The following is a 17,100-nucleotide window of genomic DNA, read 5'->3' on the forward strand; positions in this document are numbered from 1 at the left end:
TACTAAGTTAGTTCTCTAAATGTCTCTAAAATTAAATATCTTTAATATCAAATTCGCCCTGATATGAATAAAATCCTGGTTTCATTTGTCCTATTTGCAATTTTATGTGTCAGTTGCTCTGAGGAAAAGAAGAAAATCAACGAAACCGTTGTCGAAACGGGAGAAGTATCTCCAAACGGAAAAGACGTATTGCCAAAAGTGACATTTTATCAATATGAGGATTCTTCCAGTTATCCTGATGCAATATTGGAACTGTATACTCCTTTAGGTAATCAGATTTTCAAACCTGGGAAAGTTCCATTCGAATTCAACATCAAGAATTACGAATTTGAACAGGAGGGAAATCGGGACTTTAAACTTTTTAATATTCTGAATGGTGGAGACCCTGTTGGATTTTATTCTCCGATTTTTCAAAGGGAACTTACAGAAGGAAGCTACAGGATAGTAGCCTATTTAGTAGATGATGAAGGATTAGCTTTAAAAAATTTCGGAAATTATGTCGATAGAGATTTTCAAGTGGGAGAGTCTAGACCATTTCCCTATTCGGCTGAACCCTATTTAGCATTGAATTATCCAAGAGGGGAGCAGATATATTCAGAAGGAGAGGAATTGATTATAGATTTTTTGGTATTAGGGGGAGATATGGAGCTTGATGGACTGAAAGTTAAAATCGATATCAATGATTATCATTATGAAATTGATGAAATGATTCCTGTCCGAGTAGCAAATTTGCCAAAGGGAACTTACCAAGTTCAGGTAAATTTGTTGAGAACTGATGGAAAAGAGCTGGAAGGTCCATTCTCATCAGTAAGTAAAACAGTGATAGTTCGATAACATGCTTATCTTTGGGGCTTCAATTTCCAAGATTTTCAAATGCTGTTAGTTAATCAAATTCGAGACAACTACGCCGGTGTATTGGCCGGACTTAAAAAGAGAAATTTTCAAAATGCGGAAGCTGCTTTAGCTGAGGCGATCCGTTTGGATGATTTGAGAAAATCAACCCAAACTGTGCGTGATCAGCTGCAGTCTGAATCGAATTCTATTTCCAAGAAAATAGGGATGTTGATGAAGGAAGGCAAAGCTGCTGAAGCCAAGGAGATTAAAGAAAGAACCTCCCAGATTAAATCTGAGATCAAGGAATTGGATGAACAAAATTCCAAAGCGGAGGAGGCATTGAAATCTCTATTGTATACCATTCCGAATGTACCTCATGATTCTGTCCCTGCTGGAAAATCAGCAGAAGACAATGAAGTAGTGTTGGAACATGGAGACATTCCGGTTTTGCATGATGAAAAGCAACCGCATTGGGAGCTGATCAAAAAGTATGATATCATCGATTTTGACCTTGGAGTTAAAATTACCGGAGCTGGTTTTCCTGTTTATAAAGGAAAGGGAGCAAGACTCCAAAGAGCGCTCATTAATTTCTTTTTGGATGAGGCGATGGGCCAAGGTTATATGGAAGTTCAACCTCCTATTTTGGTCAACGAAGACTCTGGCTATGGCACAGGTCAATTGCCGGATAAGGAAGGTCAGATGTATTTTGCGACAGCGGATAATTTGTATTTGATTCCTACAGCAGAGGTGCCATTGACTAATCTATACCGTGACGTAATCCTTTCAGAAGAAGATTTACCTGTTAAAAATGTGGGATTCACTCCATGTTTTAGAAGAGAAGCAGGAAGTTGGGGAGCACATGTACGAGGATTAAATAGATTGCATCAGTTTGATAAAGTAGAAATCGTTCAGATTACCCATCCAGAGAAGTCTTATGAGGCTTTGGAAAGTATGAGTTTGTATGTACAAGGATTATTGCAAAAACTGGAGCTTCCTTATAGAGTATTGAGATTATGTGGGGGAGATATGGGCTTTACGTCTGCTTTGACTTATGATATGGAAGTTTATTCCGCTGCACAGGAAAGATGGTTGGAGGTAAGTTCTGTTTCCAATTTCGAGACTTATCAATCCAATAGATTGAAGCTTAGGTTTAAAGGAGATGATAAAAAGACTCAGTTGGCCCATTCTTTAAATGGAAGCGCGTTGGCATTACCGAGGATAGTTGCTTCTATCTTGGAAAACAATCAAACGCCTGATGGCATTAAAATGCCTAAGGTTTTACACCCTTACTTAGGATTTGATAAAATCTAAAAATAGTGAAAGCCCTGGTATTCAGGGCTTTTTTTTTGTGATAGGAAAAAGCTATTACTAATAGGATAATTCAATCAGAATTTTTCGATTTTGTTCGCAATCGGTAGCGGGTATTTTTTAATTGATAGTTGATCATAAAAAATGAGTCTTTATTCTTCGAATTTATTGAAAGGCAAAATAAAAATTGGGGGAGGTGAGATTTTTGACGTTTCAACAAAAACGTGATTTTTTTAAAATTTTAATTCCTGAGCTAGCTTTGTGTTATCAAATTTTCAACAAAACAATATTTACATGGCATTAGTAGGAAAAAAGGCTCCAGCGTTTTCAGTAGGAGCAGTTATTAACGGAGAAGAGATTGTAGAAAACTTTAGCTTAGACCAGTACCTAGGTAAGAAGAACGTAATCTTATTCTTCTATCCTAAAGATTTCACTTTTGTTTGCCCAACTGAGCTTCATGCTTTCCAGTCTAAATTGGCTGAATTTGAAAAAAGAGATACCGTAGTTATCGGTTGCTCTACTGACACTGAAGAAACTCACCTTGCATGGTTAATGACAGCAAAAGCTGAAGGTGGTATCGAGGGTGTTACTTACCCCATTTTGGCAGATGCTGCAAAAACCATCTCTTTGAACTATGGTGTATTGGCAGGTGAATATTCTTTTGATGCTGAAACTCGTCTTTGGTCTTTCGCAGGTGCTCCTGTTGCTTACAGAGGGACTTTCTTGATTGACAAAGAAGGTGTGGTTCGTCATGAGTCTATCAATGACCTTCCACTAGGAAGAAACATCGATGAATACTTGAGATTATTGGACGCTCAGATTCACGTTGAGAAATTTGGTGAGGTTTGTCCTGCTAACTGGGAAGAAGGAAAAGAAGCAATGCAGGCAACCAACGAAGGTGTTGCTAACTACTTATCAAATAATTAATCATGATTGAACTAACTGAAGATACTTTGCAGGAGCTGGTTGACAGCAATGATCAAGTGATTGTACAATATTCTGCTGGCTGGTGCGGTAACTGCCGTATTATGAAGCCAAAGTTTAGAAGACTAGCTGGAGAAAATGCAGATAAAGTTTTTGTAATTGTGGATGCTGAGAAATTCCCTAACTCTAGGAAATTGGCTCAAGTAAACAATTTGCCAACTTTTGCTTCTTTCAAGGGAGGTCAGTTGGTAAATCAAATTCAAACAAATAAAGAGGACCAATTAAAAGTATTGATCAATGAAGTTGCCAGTAATTAAGACCATTCAAAGGACTTGTACTCCTGAGCAAATTGAGACTGCTTTGCAAGTCTTGGAAAACATGACAGAAGCGCCTTCATTGAAAGATCCAGAAATCGATGTAATTGGAGAGTTGATCTCGAATCTATGTGGTGCTTTGGAAGTTCATGAAATGGTAGCTGAAGGGATGTCTGAAAAAGATGCTGGAAATGCGTTCATGAAAAAAGTACTTGGTTCTATTGATAGATAAAAAATTATTTTGGGTTTATTGTTAATAGAAAAGGAACTCCTGATAGGAGTTCCTTTTTTTATGCCGTGTTTACTGGGTGCTTCAGAAAATTCATTCTTATTTTGCTTTCTCAAAAGCTTTGGAATTGATGAAGTCTTTCGATAGAGATTTTTATTTGATTCTAGACTCATTTGAATTTAAGATAACCACATTCCAATGTTTGAAGGAGCCAGCTTTCCCAAACCCTTAGATGAACAAACTTTTGAAAACTGGCTGCAGGCTGGTCGAAATAGTATCATCCCTTCCAATTTTCTCTTGATCCTTTGGGATGATATCGAAGGAGAGTATCAACCAGTTTATACATCAGAAAGAGATGAAATTTACCGTTACGATCGCTATACCAACACTCCCGGAAGGCAATTATTGGTAGCGGCCTATGATTTGTATTCTGAATCTAGGGTGGTTTGATTCTCTAACACTCCCAATTTATTTTTTAAAACTCTTTTTGGAAGAACGCTTAATCTTCACTTTGAAAGAAGTTATGAAAATATAACAACTGGTATTGCACAGACTCTTTCCAATAATCCCAGTTATGTGCTCCTGGGTTGGAAGTAAAAGTATGGGGTATATTTAAATAGGTGAGTTCCTCATGTAGTTTGAGATTTACCTGATAAAAGAAGTCCCCGGTTCCGCAATGAATGACTAGAGGCAAATTATCTCTACTTAATAAATGCAATTGTCCCATCACGGAGTATGCTCTCCATCTCTCTGGAAATGCTGATTTTTCGCCTAAATATTTTTTCATGTTCCAGTTTTCCGGAAAAGGACCAATGTCTACTCCTCCGCTCTGACTTCCCGCCGTACCAAAAATATCCTGATGGCGAATGCCTAAATAAAGGGCTCCATGTCCACCCATGCTTAAACCTGAGATTGCTCTACCTTCTTTAGAAGAAATAGTTCTATAATGAGTATCCACATAAGGGATTAATTCTTGGGTGATATACGTTTCGTACTTGGAGGTGGCATCCTCAGGACTGTCCCAATACCAACTATCAAAATTGCCATCAGGAGTCACTATGATTAATTGGTACTGCTCAGCCAATTCTTCAATTTGGGGTGCCCCCTCTAGCCAAGACTTATAGTTTCCAGAATATCCATGTAAAAGATAAACTACAGGATAGGATTTGTCGGAAGAGTAGGAATTGGGAGTGATAACCAAGGCTTTAATTTCCTTGTTCATTGCCTTACTAAAGGTAGCTACCGTGTCAACGGAAGCAAGTAAAGAATTAATGAAAAGGAAGAGAATGAAAGGGGTGAGAAGTAGTTTTTTTGATAGAGCCATTCCAAAAAGGAGTTAAAGGTTTAATCTGGATGAATATAACGAGGAATCCACTTCATCCACAGAAAATTGCATGGATATGATTTGTGTTTAAATATTATTAATTAGTTTAATACTTAGACAATTATTCATTTTATGTTCAAATTCAGTAATAAATAGGAGGGGTTTCAATTATGATATTAAAGGGTTGGTTTGTAGTATTATTTTTTTTGTTCTGTAATATTAACTCAAGTTTTGGTTTTCAAAAATCTGATTTTGAAATCATTCAAGAAAGAGTGTTTGAGAACTATCAGAGTAGTCCAGCTACTGATGAAATGGATAAAGACATTTCGATTCTATTCACATTGATTCAGCCTAATGGTAGCTTCAAAGATTTGAATTATGCTGATAAATCCATGACCAAATGGGAGCCAGATAAACATATTAAGCGCCTTGGAAAAATGACAAAAGCCTACACGAGGGCTTCTAGTGACTTTTACCAAGACGATAAACTGTATGATGGAATTATCAGGGGAATGAACTATTGGACAAGCTTAAAGCAAGAACCTATTTCAGATAATTGGTGGTGGTTAAGTATTAGCGTTCCGAAGGAAATTGGCGGCATGCTAATCACCATGAAATATGGAGAAAAACAGGTTCCAAAAGATCTGGAGAACAAGATGATTGAATGGATGAATAAAACAGTTTCCATCACTAAATCTCCAGGAAAGGATGGCTCGAATCTGACGGATATTGCCCAACATATGATTATGCAGGCAGTGTTAACTGAAAATTCTGACCTTTTAAACAAAGCTGTTTCAGTGGTTTCTGAATCCGTTCGAATAACCAAAGGAGATGGAATCCAAAGAGACTTATCCTTTCATGCCCATGGTCCCGAATTATATATGCATGGTTATGGAAGAGAATATTTATTAGGAATTAGGAATGTTGCAGTTTATATCGTGGGCACCAGTTTTTCTTTCAAACCAGAGCAAATAGCCTTGATTTCTGAATTTGTTCGAAATGGGTATTTAAGATCTATGAGGGGTAAATACATAGATTATAGTGTCATTGGAAGAGGCATCGCCAGAGTGAATGCTACTAGAACTAACTCTGGATTGGTAAAGCAATTAAAAGCCATAGATATTGAGGATCATCAACAAGAATATCAGGATGCGATAGATCGAATTGATGGTAAAAAGCCTGTTTCCTATAAGATTGAGCCTAGAAATATCCATTATTGGCGGTCAGATTATACCATTCATCAGAGGCCTGAATTCTTAGTTTCTTTAAATAGTTCTTCAACAAGAACGGTAAGAACGGAATCTGGGAATGGAGAAAACTTGACTGGGCAGTTCCTGACAGAAGGAGCGATGTATATTGCTGTGAAGGGAGATGAATATTTCAATATTTTTCCAAATTGGGAATGGAATAAGATACCGGGTAGTACCACTCCTGAAATAAATCCTCTCAAAAAAAGGACAAACTGGGTAGCTGAAAGAGGAAATGTAGATTTTGTTGGTGGGGTGAGTGATGGGTTGAATGGTGTTTCTGTATATCAAATGAATGCATATAATACCAGGGCCAATAAGGCATGGTTTTTCTTTGGAGATAAAGTGATTTGTTTAGGTGCCGGCATTACAGCAGATCGGGTGGAAACCATCAATACCACTGTCAATCAGTCAAGACTAAGGGGTGATGTCTCGATAGGAAATGAAAATGAAATGCAGGTAATGAATTCAAATTCAACCAAGATTGATAAAGGTCCGATTTGGATTTATCATGATCAAATCGGCTACTTTTTCCCCAATTCGCAGGATATTGAACTTTCTGCTCAAAACCAACCTGGGGCTTGGGCTGACATAAATGGCAATTCCTCTAAAAAGACCATTAATGAAGAAGTATTCAAGCTTTATATCAATCATGGTAAAAATCCTAAAAATGAAAAATACAGCTATATTTTAATGCCTGGAATTGAGTCTACTTCTGCATTAAAAGAGGTTGACTTAACTGGAATCGATGTGGAAAGAAATGATGAAAAAATACAAGCTGTAAGTGATAAGGGGTTAAACTTGCTAGGAGTGGTATTCTATGAAGAAGGAACTTTCGAGTGGGGTGAAAATAAATTGACGGTTGATAAGCCTTGTTTGGTAATGCTTCAAGAATATAGCGAGGGAAAGTGGAATGTTAATTTATCAGATCCAACACAATTGCTTAAAGGGACAGTTAAGTTGAATTTGAAAGTCGATGGCAAATCTAAAAACTTTAACTTTTCTCTTCCTGATGATGACTATGCAGGATCTACAATTAGTAAGCCAATTGATTTGAATTAATATTCATTGACTTAGCCTACTTGCTCTTCGAAAAGACTCTCTAATGTTTTAGGAAGATTTGTGCTAAAGCCAGTATGCGGTCTGGATGTTTGAATCACTGAACTTCTAACTGCTGTCAACCATCTAAATCTAGATGCCAAATCCATTTCTGCAATAGGACCTCCTTTTGAGCTGCCTTGACAAATTTTGTCAAAGGAGGACAAGTTGTTCTCAATCATTTCTAGATCCGCATTAGGGTCTAATGCTAAGAGTTTTTCCTTATTCAAGAATACTTTTGATCCGATAAAACCACTTTTCCAGTCGCAAAGAATCACACCCACATTAATGAACTCTTCACGCTCCACCCGAGGAACCACCCGGATGATGGCATACTCATATAAGTGTTGTCCTTGCATCTTGGGCTTCTTTTGTAAATTGATCAGCATAGGTAAGTCTTAGACTTAAAAATTCTGAATATACTTTTCGAATTTCTGTTACATCTTCAGAATCACCACCAGCCAGTAACCATTCATCCGGAAGTGCCGAAACTAATTCTTCAAATAATTCCTTGTTCAGTTTTGGTTTGAGTACCTCGTTTGCTTCTTCCAATAGGCTAGCTTGAGGTAATAACACATGATTTTTTATGATAGGAAATGGGCCTTTCGCATTTTTCTCCCAATTGGTCCAGGAGTGTTGGAACAAAAAAGCAGCTCCATGGTCGATCAACCAAAGTTCTCGGTTCCACATGAGCATATTGGTATTTCTAAAGGTTCGGTCCACATTGGTGATCAATAGATCTAACCAAACGATTTTTGAGGCTAATAAGGGATCAATTTGCATGGCCAAGGGGTCATAATTGATGGCTCCTGACAAAAAATGTAATGCCAAATTTAAACCTTGGCTACCCTTAAGCAAATCTTGGATTTCCTCATCCCCTTCAGATCTTCCAAATGCCGGATCCAAATTGGCAAAAACCAATTCCGGAACTTTTAAACTAAGTGATCTTGCAATTTCTCCTCCCAGAAATTCAGAAATTAAAGCCTTTTCCCGTTGACCTGACCCTCTAAATTTGAGAACATATTTAAACCCATCGTCTGCATCTGCTAAAGCTGGCAAAGAGCCGCCTTCCCTCAAAGGGAGGATATAGCGGGTGACATTGACGGTACGAAGTTTAAAGTTTTGTGACATGGAATAGTAGGTAGAAAACTTACCTGATTAACTTCTAGGGGAATCTTTCAAAAGTTCATTTTTCAAATTTAAAAGCATCGGAATGATTTATGTAGTGAAAATAGAAAAATATCCTGTCCCTTCAATTTTCTATGCCTTATGAAAGTATTTGTATGCACCTTACTTCTTTTTACTTTTTTGAATTTTGAGGCAGCTTGCCAGAGCGCCAATGATCGTGATCTGATCGTCAATACAGTTCAATTGTATTTTGGAGGAATGATGGAAAGAGATAAATCCAAATTAGAAGCAGCATTTATTCCGGAAGCAAGATTGATTGGATATAGAGGAGAACATTTCACAATTACCTCATTTGAGAGTTGGGCGGAGGGTACCTCTAAGGGTGAGCCCAGAAATTCAATCGACTATAAGAATGAAATTGTATCTATTAGAGTACAAGGGAATGCTGCCTCCGTAGAAACAGAACTGTATTGGCCTGGGGTTTATTATTATGATTTTTTGACCTTGATGAAAATCGATGGGAATTGGAAAATTGTAAATAAAAGCTGGTCAGAAAGGGAGATTTAATTAAATGATTTCTTCTACATGCTTTTGGATATTTTCAGATAGCTTTCCCATAGGGAGATCATTGGTATCTGTACCAAAAGGTTCTTCTATTTCCTCAGCGACCATTTCTAGGCTTGCCATTACGTAAAAGACGAAAGTGACGATAGGAGCTGCGTAATACCCCAAATTAAAAACCAAGGCAAATGGTAAGGTAAGGACGAAAAACAGGATGAATTTCTTGATAAAAGAGCTATAAGAATAAGGAATGGGTGTGTTTTTTATTCGTTCACATGCCCCGCATATATCGGTGAATGCGGTGATTTCGTTATTTAATACAATTAACTGATCTCCGGTAATTTCCCCTTTCTTATATAATTCATTAACTCTAGAGAACATGAATTTTGCGATCTGATTGGGGACATGCTTTTCTAAATCGATGATTGGCTTCAATTCTTCAGGTTCCTCGTTGTCCAACATATATAAAGTAATATGGGATTGTAGGTGTTCCCTTAAAGAAAAAGCATAAATGGGAATACATTTTCTGAAAAATCTTCTTGAATCTGAATCATTTGTGTCAAGAATAGCGGCCAATTTCAAAGCAAAATTCCTACTGCAATTGACCAAAGCTCCCCAAAGCTTCCTTCCTTCCCACCAGCGGTCATATGCAGTGTTTGTTCTAAAAACCATTAGGATTGATAGCACAAAACTCAACAGGCTATGCATGGTTGTCAAATGCGCGAGCCAGCTATCTTCTTCAATTCCCAGGTAATCTATTTCAAGCCAGGCGACAAATAAAGAATAGCCTAAAATGATCAACATCAAAGGCGCTAGTCTTGCTAAGGTATCATACTTTTGTATTAAAAATAATAAGCGAAACCAATCTTTAGGATTATAGCCTTTCATGTTAAATCAACAGTTGAGGACTCAAGTAATAAATATTTATACCAATTAGGAAATACTGCTAAAAATTAGACTTTAGTAATTCATGGATCTTTAAGACTTGAGGGATCAAAAGCTTATTATCTACATTTTTGATGATGAAATCAGCCATTTCATTTTTTGTCTCATCGGGTATTTGTTGATCAATGATCTGGTTAACCTGTTCCTCTGATCGATGTGTATCCCGCATCAAAACACGGGCAACTCGCACTTTTAAAGGGGAACTGACATTGATTACATAATCCAAATCTTTGAAGCTTCCAGTTTCAAAAATCAAAGCCGCTTCCTTTAAAACATATGGACTTTTCTGTTTAGAGGCCCAGGATGCAAAATCTTTGGAAACAGCTGGATGAACTAAGGCATTTATTTTTTTTACCTTTTCTGGATCAGAGAAAACTTCTTTTGCTAAAAATACTCTATTGACCGATCCGTCTTCTAAGTAGGCTTCTTCTCCAAATGTAGATTGAATTCCTTGGATTAAATCGGGTTCATTGGCCATGAGCCATTTAGCGCGATCGTCTGCAAAGTAGGTGGGGATTCCCAAGATTTGAAAAATTCTTGCAACAGTGGACTTTCCTGAGCCTATTCCACCTGTCAAGCCAATAAGAAGTGGAGGTTTATTGCTCATATTTGAGTTTAATGGTAGCAGGTTCAACTCTTACTTCTTCCAGATAAGAAGGCATTGGCTCTACTTTCACCGTAATGGTACTATCTTCTTTATTTCTCTGCGAATAGTTAAGAATCGCGTCAAACTCAATTTCATTCAATTCACTAGCTTTCCGCTCATCAACCTTGTAATAGATCATGATTTTGACTTCCTCATCTTCCATCGTTACGGTCCTTGGGAAGTTGATTTTTTTGACTTTTAACCTTTTGTTTCCTTCTAAAATGGAAACTACGTCAAATTGAACTTGGATACTTTCAGTAATCAGGCTAACCTGATTTTCCAAATTTTTTGGGATCCTTAATTCTACGTCTTTATTGATGCTTTGAGCGATCCTATTTTGATTCATTTGAACAGGAAATCTCCCTTCAAAGCTTTTTAAGACTGAGCTGGGGCCCTGAATGCTGATAGATTCCGGTGTAAAATTGACATCGCCAGTATTTCTATAATTATTGGCAAGTGAAAAGCTGGCCGAATCCAAAACAGGTTTGAGTTTAACAGTCTGGATTTCATCGATTTGGTATTTAATAGAATCTTCCAGCACAGAAATAAGTTGTGTTGGGCTAATAAATTCCCCAAGTGATCTTTTAAGATCGGAAGTCAGTATGTAATTTTTGGAGGCTGGGTTTTCTAGATCTATTTGAAAAGGACTTTCATTGATATTAAAATATTTTCTCAATAAGTCCCAGCCATTTCCATTGATTTCAATTTGGATACTAGCAGGTAATTTTTTGACAGGCATATAGGCCTCGTCATTGTAAACAATCTCAATTGGAAAATCTACAATAGTATTGTAATCGTCCTTATTCAGGGCGTTTAAAATCCAAAAAGTGGTAGCTGCTGCAATGCAGAGGACTACCACTTTCAGATCAGAGAGTTTTTTAGGAGAAATCCCTTTTGAGGATTTTTTAGTTTCCGGCAAAATTCAATTTATTTACTTGTTGTCGGTTTCTTAGAGAAGTCTAAAGAAATAGCTGATTTTTCAACTGTTACTTTCAAACCTCTGTCTAATTCAAGGACCACAGTTTCAGACTCCACAGCACTTACTTTACCGTGAAGACCTCCAATGGTAACCACTGTATCTCCTTTTTTAATTTCTTCAATAAACTTTTTGCTTTCCTTTTGTTTTTTCTGTTGAGGTCTGATCATGAAGAAATACATGATCAAGATTATACCTCCAAATAGGAAAACTTGTCCCATAATGCCGCCGCCACCTGCGGCAGCCTGTGCTAATACTGTAGTAATCATGCTTATCGTTTAACTGGTCCTACTGGAGCTGTTGCGCCAGCAGCTTTAGGGGTAACTGTACCTTTCATTCTCAATCGAGTAACAGTAGGGTTAGTGTTTGCTTGAATACTAACTGTAGGAGCTTGTGCTCCACGCTTTGAAGTGGAATTGAATACTACTTTTACATAGCCTTCTTCTCCTGGCTTAATTGGAGTTTTGGTCCAATCAGGAGTAGTACATCCGCAAGATGCTGTGATGTTAGAAATCACTAATGGAGCTTCTCCAGTATTGGTGAAATTGAATTGATGCTCAATGATTTGACCTTCATTGATATCCCCAAATTCATATTCCATTTCAGCAAATTGGAATTGACCCAAAGTGCTTGGATCAGCAGCCTGTGATGCCTGAGCATTAACAGGTGTGACTGACGTATTGCTCGTTTCAAGAGCAGCTATTTTATCTTCAAGAGCCTTGATTTTAGCATCTTGGTCACTTTTTTGGCTACAAGCTGTCCCCAATGCTAGGCAAAGGGATAGAGCAGCAGCGCTCAACATGTTGATTTTCATATTAGTTGTCTCCTTGGTTTATTTGATCGATTAGTTTATTCACATCATTTAGCAAATTTTCAGCTTTGTCCTTGGCTTCAGAAATCACACGCTTGCCTTCAGTCTTTGCTTCATTGAAGTGTGTTTCTTTTCCTTCCACTAATTCGCTGATCAGATCTTCTAATTCTTTCTTGTATTTTGAAAGTTTAAAAGTCAGGCGATCCCGAGTATTTTCTCCCGCATCGGGGGCAAAAAGTATTCCCAATGCTGCACCAACGCCGGCGCCTACAAGAAATGCTAGAAATGAGTTGTTACTGTTGTTGCTCATAATTTTTTATTTATTGTCCAAAAGCCCTCTTCCACTCTTACGGATTTCACCACTTTCGGTTAGTTCTTTTGACATCACATCTAGTAATCCATTGACAAATTGCTTGCTTTTTGGAGTACTGTAGGTTTTTGAAATGTCAATATATTCGTTGATACTCACTTTTACAGGAATACTTGGGAAATTTTTCATTTCTGCCAAGGCCATTGAGATGATAATTTTATCTGTAAAAGCCAGTCTTTCAATATCCCAGTTCTTAGTCTTCTGAGAAATCAATGCTTTACTTTCCGCATCATTCTCGATAGTGAAGTTAAAGATATTTTGAAAAAACTCCTTATCCTCCTCCCAGTTCATGGCAATCTCAGGAAGTTGATTGCTTTCCGTTTCATTCAAAAGAGAAGAATTCTTTAACACTTTAGAAGCCAGACTCCTTACAACAGATTTGTTTTCGGTCCAGTTCAAATCCTTTTCCGCGAAATAATTTAGCATTACTTCGTTTTTGAAGATGATTTTCTTCAAGAGTTCATCTGCAATCTCAAAATCTTGCTCTAAGGTAGGGTTTGAAATCTTAAGATACGCTTGATATTCCTCAGACGGTTTGACGTAATCTCTAAACCATTCGCTGATTTCCAGCTCCAAATCATCCAAATTTGCATTGTTTCTAGCCACCGCAGCATTGTACGCATCAGATTCTCTGATATGTTTCAGCACCTGGTTATTGGCAAGGTTTAGTTCATTGGCAAATCCTGCAGGATCATCCCCATTAAATCTTCTCTTTTTATCAAATTCTTTGGCCACATGTGCTGCAAATGCCTGAAGAATTTCAATAGCTAGTAGATATAGCTGAGGAATCCGCTCCGCGGAGACTACCATGTTTTTTAAAAGGAACTCTCTGTCTTTTTGATTAGCGACTTTAAATTGTTTTAAAGCATCTAGCACTACTTGCTTGACCTTTTGACTGGCATCACTAGACTTAAGAGATTCCGTACTTTCTAAATTCTCATCAAATAGTTTGATAGCAAGTTCAGCTTCTTTATTCAAAGCGGCCTTATCCTGCACTTCCATGCTATTGAGGTCCGGTAAAAAAGACTCTTTTATGAAATCTTTAGCCAGGTTAAGGTTGGAGCCTTTACACTGCTCGTAAGCATATAAGTTTTGGAATGCTTTGACTCTTAGTATTCTTCTGTTTAGCATATCTTCGAAATGGAGTTGCAAATATAGGGAATTTGCATGGGGTATACCCATGGGGATGTAGACAAAAAAACCACCGAAAATCCCTTTTCGGTGGTTTCAAATAATTGAGTTTTATCTTTAGAAAGGCAACTTCACATTGCCCATTGCAGTAATTCTTGCTTTTGCAGTTTCAATTGCAGCTTGTTGTGCTGGAATATTTTCTTTGGAAGACTTCTCCAAAATACCAAAACAGGTGTCGTAGATTTTTTCAGTTTGTTGATAAACAATCTCTTTGATATAACCTCCAAGGTATTCTGCACCCACATTGATGACACCTCCTGCGTTAATCAAGAAATCCGGAGCATAAACAATTCCTTTTTCCAATAGGATCTTTCCATGTTTTGCTTCGTCCTTTAACTGATTATTCGCAGCACCTGCAATCACCCCGCATTTCAATCGGTCAATGGTATCGTCATTGATTGTGGCTCCTAAAGCACAAGGCGCATAAATATCCATATCTAAATCATAGATCACATTAGGATCTACCACAGAAGCTCCAGTGTTTTTGGAGACTTGTTTTAGCTTTTCTTCGAAGATGTCAGTAATCATTACTTCAGCGCCTTCTTTTACCAAATACTCAATAAGGTATTTGCCTACTTGACCTACGCCTTGTACAACGATCTTTTTTCCATTTAAAGAGTCAGATCCGAAAGCTTTTTTTGCGGCTGCTTTCATTCCCATGTAGGTGCCATAAGCAGTAACGGGAGAAGGATCTCCAGACCCTCCTTTGATTTCAGGTAATCCGGCAACATGTCTTGTTTCCATTCTGATATATTCCATATCAGAGGTGTTCATGTTGACATCCTCTGCAGTAACATATCTGCCACCTAGGCTTTCAATAAATCTTCCAAATCTCCTTAAGAAGGCTTCACTCTTCAAACGTGGATCTCCTAAAATCACTGCTTTGCCACCCCCTAGGTTCAATCCAGCCAATGAATTTTTAAAGGTCATTCCTCGAGACAATCTCAAAACATCTGTGATTGCTTCTTCCTCAGAAACATATGGCCACATTCTTGTTCCTCCTAGCGCAGGTCCCAAAACTGTATTGTGGATACCGATAATCGCTTTTAAACCGGTAGGTTGGTCTTGACAAATCACGACTTGCTCGTGATCCATGGTGCTGATTTGTCCAAAGATGGATCCTTCTCGCACAGTTTCGGTAGCTTTAATCTCTAACATGTGAACTTAGCTTTTTAGAATGTGTTATATTTGGGACTGAACCTGGTTAAAAAGGCCGATACAAAATTAAATACTTTTATTGGCCTTCAAAGCATTAATATATCTAGTTTCTGCAAACATATTTCTCGATTTTAAAATTTTTATTTGGTGAAACCACTTTGGAGACTTAATAAGTACTTATACAAGTATAAGGGGCTATTGCTTTTGGGGATAGTATTTACGGTAATATCGAATGTTTTCGTAATTATCCCTGCTCAATTGGTGAGACTTGCCATAGATTATGTGGTTGAGAGTTTTTCAATTTTAAAGCCTTTGGAGCTCGGTGGAATGGGGGAAGAAGCACGAAATATTTTTCTTCAATTTGTCTTTATTTTTGGGGTTTTGATTTTGGTAATGGCTTTATTAAGAGGTTTTTTCCTCTTTTTGATACGTCAAACTATCATCATCATGTCACGAAGAATTGAATATGACATGAAGAATGAAATATTTGAGCATTATCAGGCACTCCCTTTAAGTTTTTATAGGAAAAATAGTACTGGGGATTTGATGGCGAGAATTACAGAAGATGTAAGCCGGGTGAGAATGTATTTGGGTCCAGCGATTATGTATGGACTGAATCTTCTGATTTTGTTTCCTTTAGTAATATCGTACATGATATCGGTAAACCCCGAATTGACTTTTTACTCCTTGCTGCCTTTACCTGTATTATCCCTCAGTATCTACTTCGTAAATAATTTGATCAACGAACGATCTGAAAAAATCCAAAGGAGTCTTTCGGGCCTGAGTACGTTTGTACAGGAGGCATTTTCTGGTATTCGTGTAATTAAGGCTTTTGTTAGGGAAGAAGATACTGCAAGAGATTTCGCTAAAGCAAGCGAAGATTATAAAGTGAAATCAATACGTTTGACGAAAGTCAATGCATTGTTCTTTCCTATTATCATGGCTTTGGTGGGAATTTCTACGATTATTACAGTCTATGTTGGAGGAATGCAAGTAATTGGAGGGCAAATTGGTTATGGAGTCATTGCTGAATTCATTCTATATGTCAACATGCTTACCTGGCCTGTGACTTCTTTGGGATGGGTGACTAGTATCGTCCAAAGAGCAGCTGCCTCTCAAACAAGAATCAATGAGTTTTTGGATCAGAAGAATGATATACTAAGTACCGATAATATTGAAAGGGAAATTTCCGGTGAAATTCACGTGGAGAATTTGAGCTTTGTTTACCCTGATTCTGGAATTAGAGCCTTAGATCAAGTAAGTTTTGAAATTAAGGCAGGACAAACTTTAGGAATCATAGGCACCACCGGATCTGGCAAATCCACCATTGCTAATTTGCTTATGAGGATGTATGACCCAAGTTCTGGTACCATCAAAATTGATGGGGAGACCATAGAGCGATACAATCTTTCGAGTTTGAGAAAGCAAATAGGGTACGTTCCTCAGGATGTATTCTTATTTTCTGATTCCATAGGAAATAATATTGCGTTTGGGTTAGACTATCCAGATCAAGAAAAAATCGAAAAAGCAGCAATGGATGCAGATGTTTATCAAAACATCATAGACTTTCCCAAAGGCTTTGAAACGATGCTTGGAGAGCGGGGTATTACCCTCTCAGGTGGTCAAAAGCAAAGGGTATCTATTGCAAGGGCCATTGCGAAAGAACCTAAAATTTTGATTTTGGATGACTGCTTGTCTGCTGTGGATACGAAGACAGAAAATGTGATTTTAAATGCTTTGAAAAAGATCATGAAAGATCGGACTTCGGTGATTATTTCTCATAGAGTATCTTCCGCCAAGCTCGCCAATCATATTATTGTTTTGGATGATGGAAAAATCGTGGAACAAGGAAACCACGATACTTTGATGGCTGAAAAGGGAGTATATGCAGAACTATATGAGAAGCAAACTCAAGCTGGAGAGTCCGTGGAGGAGTAATTAAAAGAGGCTGTTTGACTGTGGCTTTGACTTTTGAAAATTCCAATTTCCAGATTCTTTAAGAAAATTGTTTAACTTGATAAGCATCAATTGTTTAA

The 17,100-nt window shown here is 37.6% G+C and carries 20 protein-coding genes; 9 read left to right on the forward strand and 11 right to left on the reverse strand.

The window, feature by feature from the left end; translation table 11 throughout:
* The first annotated feature begins 63 nt into the window (after positions 1–63).
* From BUR11_RS19305 to BUR11_RS19330, 6 genes are all read left to right on the forward strand, one after another.
* Positions 64–834 carry a hypothetical protein gene (locus BUR11_RS19305; protein ID WP_074226680.1) on the forward strand — a complete coding sequence of 257 codons (771 nt, stop codon included), beginning with the start codon at positions 64–66 and terminating at the stop codon, positions 832–834.
* 39 nt (positions 835–873) lie between these two features.
* Complete coding sequence (gene serS, locus BUR11_RS19310) at positions 874–2,145, forward strand: serine--tRNA ligase (protein ID WP_074226681.1); 1,272 nt, start codon at positions 874–876, stop codon at positions 2,143–2,145.
* Positions 2,146–2,436: 291 nt separating this feature from the next.
* A complete protein-coding gene (locus BUR11_RS19315) occupies positions 2,437–3,069 on the forward strand; it encodes a peroxiredoxin (RefSeq protein WP_074226682.1) in 633 nt (210 codons plus the stop codon).
* A gap of 2 nt (positions 3,070–3,071) precedes the next feature.
* Positions 3,072–3,383, forward strand: coding sequence for a thioredoxin family protein (locus BUR11_RS19320; protein WP_407640233.1), 312 nt, complete (start codon positions 3,072–3,074; stop codon positions 3,381–3,383).
* A complete protein-coding gene (locus tag BUR11_RS19325) occupies positions 3,364–3,612 on the forward strand; it encodes a DUF6952 family protein (protein WP_074226684.1) in 249 nt (82 codons plus the stop codon). Before BUR11_RS19320 ends, BUR11_RS19325 begins: the two co-directional genes overlap by 20 nt.
* A 195-nt stretch (positions 3,613–3,807) precedes the next feature.
* Complete coding sequence (locus BUR11_RS19330; RefSeq protein WP_074226685.1) at positions 3,808–4,059, forward strand: hypothetical protein; 252 nt, start codon at positions 3,808–3,810, stop codon at positions 4,057–4,059.
* Positions 4,060–4,108: 49 nt separating this feature from the next.
* On the opposite strand, the gene BUR11_RS19335 is transcribed toward BUR11_RS19330, so the two are convergent.
* Positions 4,109–4,933: an alpha/beta hydrolase gene (locus BUR11_RS19335; RefSeq protein WP_074226686.1), complete on the reverse strand. Its 825-nt coding sequence runs from the start codon at positions 4,931–4,933 to the stop codon at positions 4,109–4,111.
* Between the two features lie 272 nt (positions 4,934–5,205).
* Between BUR11_RS19335 and BUR11_RS19340 the strand changes: the two genes are divergently transcribed.
* Positions 5,206–7,242 (forward strand): polysaccharide lyase family 8 super-sandwich domain-containing protein, encoded by a 2,037-nt coding sequence (locus BUR11_RS19340; protein ID WP_159439245.1) that lies wholly within the window; start codon positions 5,206–5,208, stop codon positions 7,240–7,242.
* Between the two features lie 11 nt (positions 7,243–7,253).
* On the opposite strand, the gene BUR11_RS19345 is transcribed toward BUR11_RS19340, so the two are convergent.
* Positions 7,254–7,637, reverse strand: coding sequence for a DUF3037 domain-containing protein (locus BUR11_RS19345; protein ID WP_074226688.1), 384 nt, complete (start codon positions 7,635–7,637; stop codon positions 7,254–7,256).
* Entirely contained in the window at positions 7,615–8,409 is a 795-nt protein-coding gene (locus tag BUR11_RS19350; protein WP_074226689.1) for a HipA family kinase, read from the reverse strand. The genes BUR11_RS19345 and BUR11_RS19350 overlap by 23 nt, the downstream gene beginning before the upstream one ends.
* A 138-nt stretch (positions 8,410–8,547) precedes the next feature.
* On the opposite strand from BUR11_RS19350, the gene BUR11_RS19355 reads away from it, so the two are divergent.
* Positions 8,548–8,973: a nuclear transport factor 2 family protein gene (locus BUR11_RS19355; RefSeq protein WP_074226690.1), complete on the forward strand. Its 426-nt coding sequence runs from the start codon at positions 8,548–8,550 to the stop codon at positions 8,971–8,973.
* Here the strand turns inward: BUR11_RS19355 and BUR11_RS19360 are convergent, their stop codons facing one another.
* From BUR11_RS19360 to BUR11_RS19395, 8 genes are all read right to left on the reverse strand, one after another.
* Positions 8,974–9,855: a bestrophin family protein gene (locus tag BUR11_RS19360; protein WP_074226691.1), complete on the reverse strand. Its 882-nt coding sequence runs from the start codon at positions 9,853–9,855 to the stop codon at positions 8,974–8,976.
* Positions 9,856–9,913: 58 nt separating this feature from the next.
* Entirely contained in the window at positions 9,914–10,519 is a 606-nt protein-coding gene (coaE, locus tag BUR11_RS19365; RefSeq protein WP_074226692.1) for a dephospho-CoA kinase, read from the reverse strand.
* A complete protein-coding gene (locus BUR11_RS19370; RefSeq protein WP_074226693.1) occupies positions 10,509–11,477 on the reverse strand; it encodes a YbbR-like domain-containing protein in 969 nt (322 codons plus the stop codon). The genes coaE and BUR11_RS19370 overlap by 11 nt, the downstream gene beginning before the upstream one ends.
* A gap of 8 nt (positions 11,478–11,485) precedes the next feature.
* Entirely contained in the window at positions 11,486–11,803 is a 318-nt protein-coding gene (gene yajC / locus BUR11_RS19375; protein WP_074226694.1) for a preprotein translocase subunit YajC, read from the reverse strand.
* Positions 11,804–11,805: 2 nt separating this feature from the next.
* Entirely contained in the window at positions 11,806–12,348 is a 543-nt protein-coding gene (locus BUR11_RS19380; protein ID WP_074226695.1) for a DUF1573 domain-containing protein, read from the reverse strand.
* 1 nt (position 12,349) lies between these two features.
* Positions 12,350–12,655: a YtxH domain-containing protein gene (locus tag BUR11_RS19385; protein WP_074226696.1), complete on the reverse strand. Its 306-nt coding sequence runs from the start codon at positions 12,653–12,655 to the stop codon at positions 12,350–12,352.
* A gap of 6 nt (positions 12,656–12,661) precedes the next feature.
* A complete protein-coding gene (gene nusB / locus BUR11_RS19390; RefSeq protein WP_074226953.1) occupies positions 12,662–13,846 on the reverse strand; it encodes a transcription antitermination factor NusB in 1,185 nt (394 codons plus the stop codon).
* A gap of 117 nt (positions 13,847–13,963) precedes the next feature.
* Positions 13,964–15,064: a Glu/Leu/Phe/Val dehydrogenase dimerization domain-containing protein gene (locus tag BUR11_RS19395; protein WP_074226697.1), complete on the reverse strand. Its 1,101-nt coding sequence runs from the start codon at positions 15,062–15,064 to the stop codon at positions 13,964–13,966.
* A 147-nt stretch (positions 15,065–15,211) separates the two neighbouring features.
* Between BUR11_RS19395 and BUR11_RS19400 the strand changes: the two genes are divergently transcribed.
* On the forward strand, positions 15,212–17,002 hold the full coding sequence (locus BUR11_RS19400) for an ABC transporter ATP-binding protein (protein ID WP_074226954.1): 1,791 nt from the start codon (positions 15,212–15,214) through the stop codon (positions 17,000–17,002).
* Positions 17,003–17,100 lie beyond the last annotated feature (98 nt).

It is taken from the genome of Algoriphagus halophilus, assembly GCF_900129785.1.
Taxonomy (GTDB): domain Bacteria; phylum Bacteroidota; class Bacteroidia; order Cytophagales; family Cyclobacteriaceae; genus Algoriphagus; species Algoriphagus halophilus.

Bases quoted from the DNA above. Each gene is read 5' to 3' on its own strand.
- BUR11_RS19305 (WP_074226680.1), top strand. From the start codon at position 64: ATGAATAAAATCCTGGTTTCATTTGTCCTATTTGCAATTTTATGTGTC.
- serS (WP_074226681.1), top strand. From the start codon at position 874: ATGCTGTTAGTTAATCAAATTCGAGACAACTACGCCGGTGTATTGGCC.
- BUR11_RS19315 (WP_074226682.1), top strand. From the start codon at position 2,437: ATGGCATTAGTAGGAAAAAAGGCTCCAGCGTTTTCAGTAGGAGCAGTT.
- BUR11_RS19320 (WP_407640233.1), top strand. From the start codon at position 3,072: ATGATTGAACTAACTGAAGATACTTTGCAGGAGCTGGTTGACAGCAAT.
- BUR11_RS19325 (WP_074226684.1), top strand. From the start codon at position 3,364: ATGAAGTTGCCAGTAATTAAGACCATTCAAAGGACTTGTACTCCTGAG.
- BUR11_RS19330 (WP_074226685.1), top strand. From the start codon at position 3,808: ATGTTTGAAGGAGCCAGCTTTCCCAAACCCTTAGATGAACAAACTTTT.
- BUR11_RS19335 (WP_074226686.1), bottom strand. From the start codon at position 4,933: ATGGCTCTATCAAAAAAACTACTTCTCACCCCTTTCATTCTCTTCCTT.
- BUR11_RS19345 (WP_074226688.1), bottom strand. From the start codon at position 7,637: ATGCAAGGACAACACTTATATGAGTATGCCATCATCCGGGTGGTTCCT.
- BUR11_RS19350 (WP_074226689.1), bottom strand. From the start codon at position 8,409: ATGTCACAAAACTTTAAACTTCGTACCGTCAATGTCACCCGCTATATC.
- BUR11_RS19355 (WP_074226690.1), top strand. From the start codon at position 8,548: ATGAAAGTATTTGTATGCACCTTACTTCTTTTTACTTTTTTGAATTTT.
- BUR11_RS19360 (WP_074226691.1), bottom strand. From the start codon at position 9,855: ATGAAAGGCTATAATCCTAAAGATTGGTTTCGCTTATTATTTTTAATA.
- coaE (WP_074226692.1), bottom strand. From the start codon at position 10,519: ATGAGCAATAAACCTCCACTTCTTATTGGCTTGACAGGTGGAATAGGC.
- yajC (WP_074226694.1), bottom strand. From the start codon at position 11,803: ATGATTACTACAGTATTAGCACAGGCTGCCGCAGGTGGCGGCGGCATT.
- BUR11_RS19380 (WP_074226695.1), bottom strand. From the start codon at position 12,348: ATGAAAATCAACATGTTGAGCGCTGCTGCTCTATCCCTTTGCCTAGCA.
- BUR11_RS19385 (WP_074226696.1), bottom strand. From the start codon at position 12,655: ATGAGCAACAACAGTAACAACTCATTTCTAGCATTTCTTGTAGGCGCC.
- nusB (WP_074226953.1), bottom strand. From the start codon at position 13,846: ATGCTAAACAGAAGAATACTAAGAGTCAAAGCATTCCAAAACTTATAT.
- BUR11_RS19395 (WP_074226697.1), bottom strand. From the start codon at position 15,064: ATGTTAGAGATTAAAGCTACCGAAACTGTGCGAGAAGGATCCATCTTT.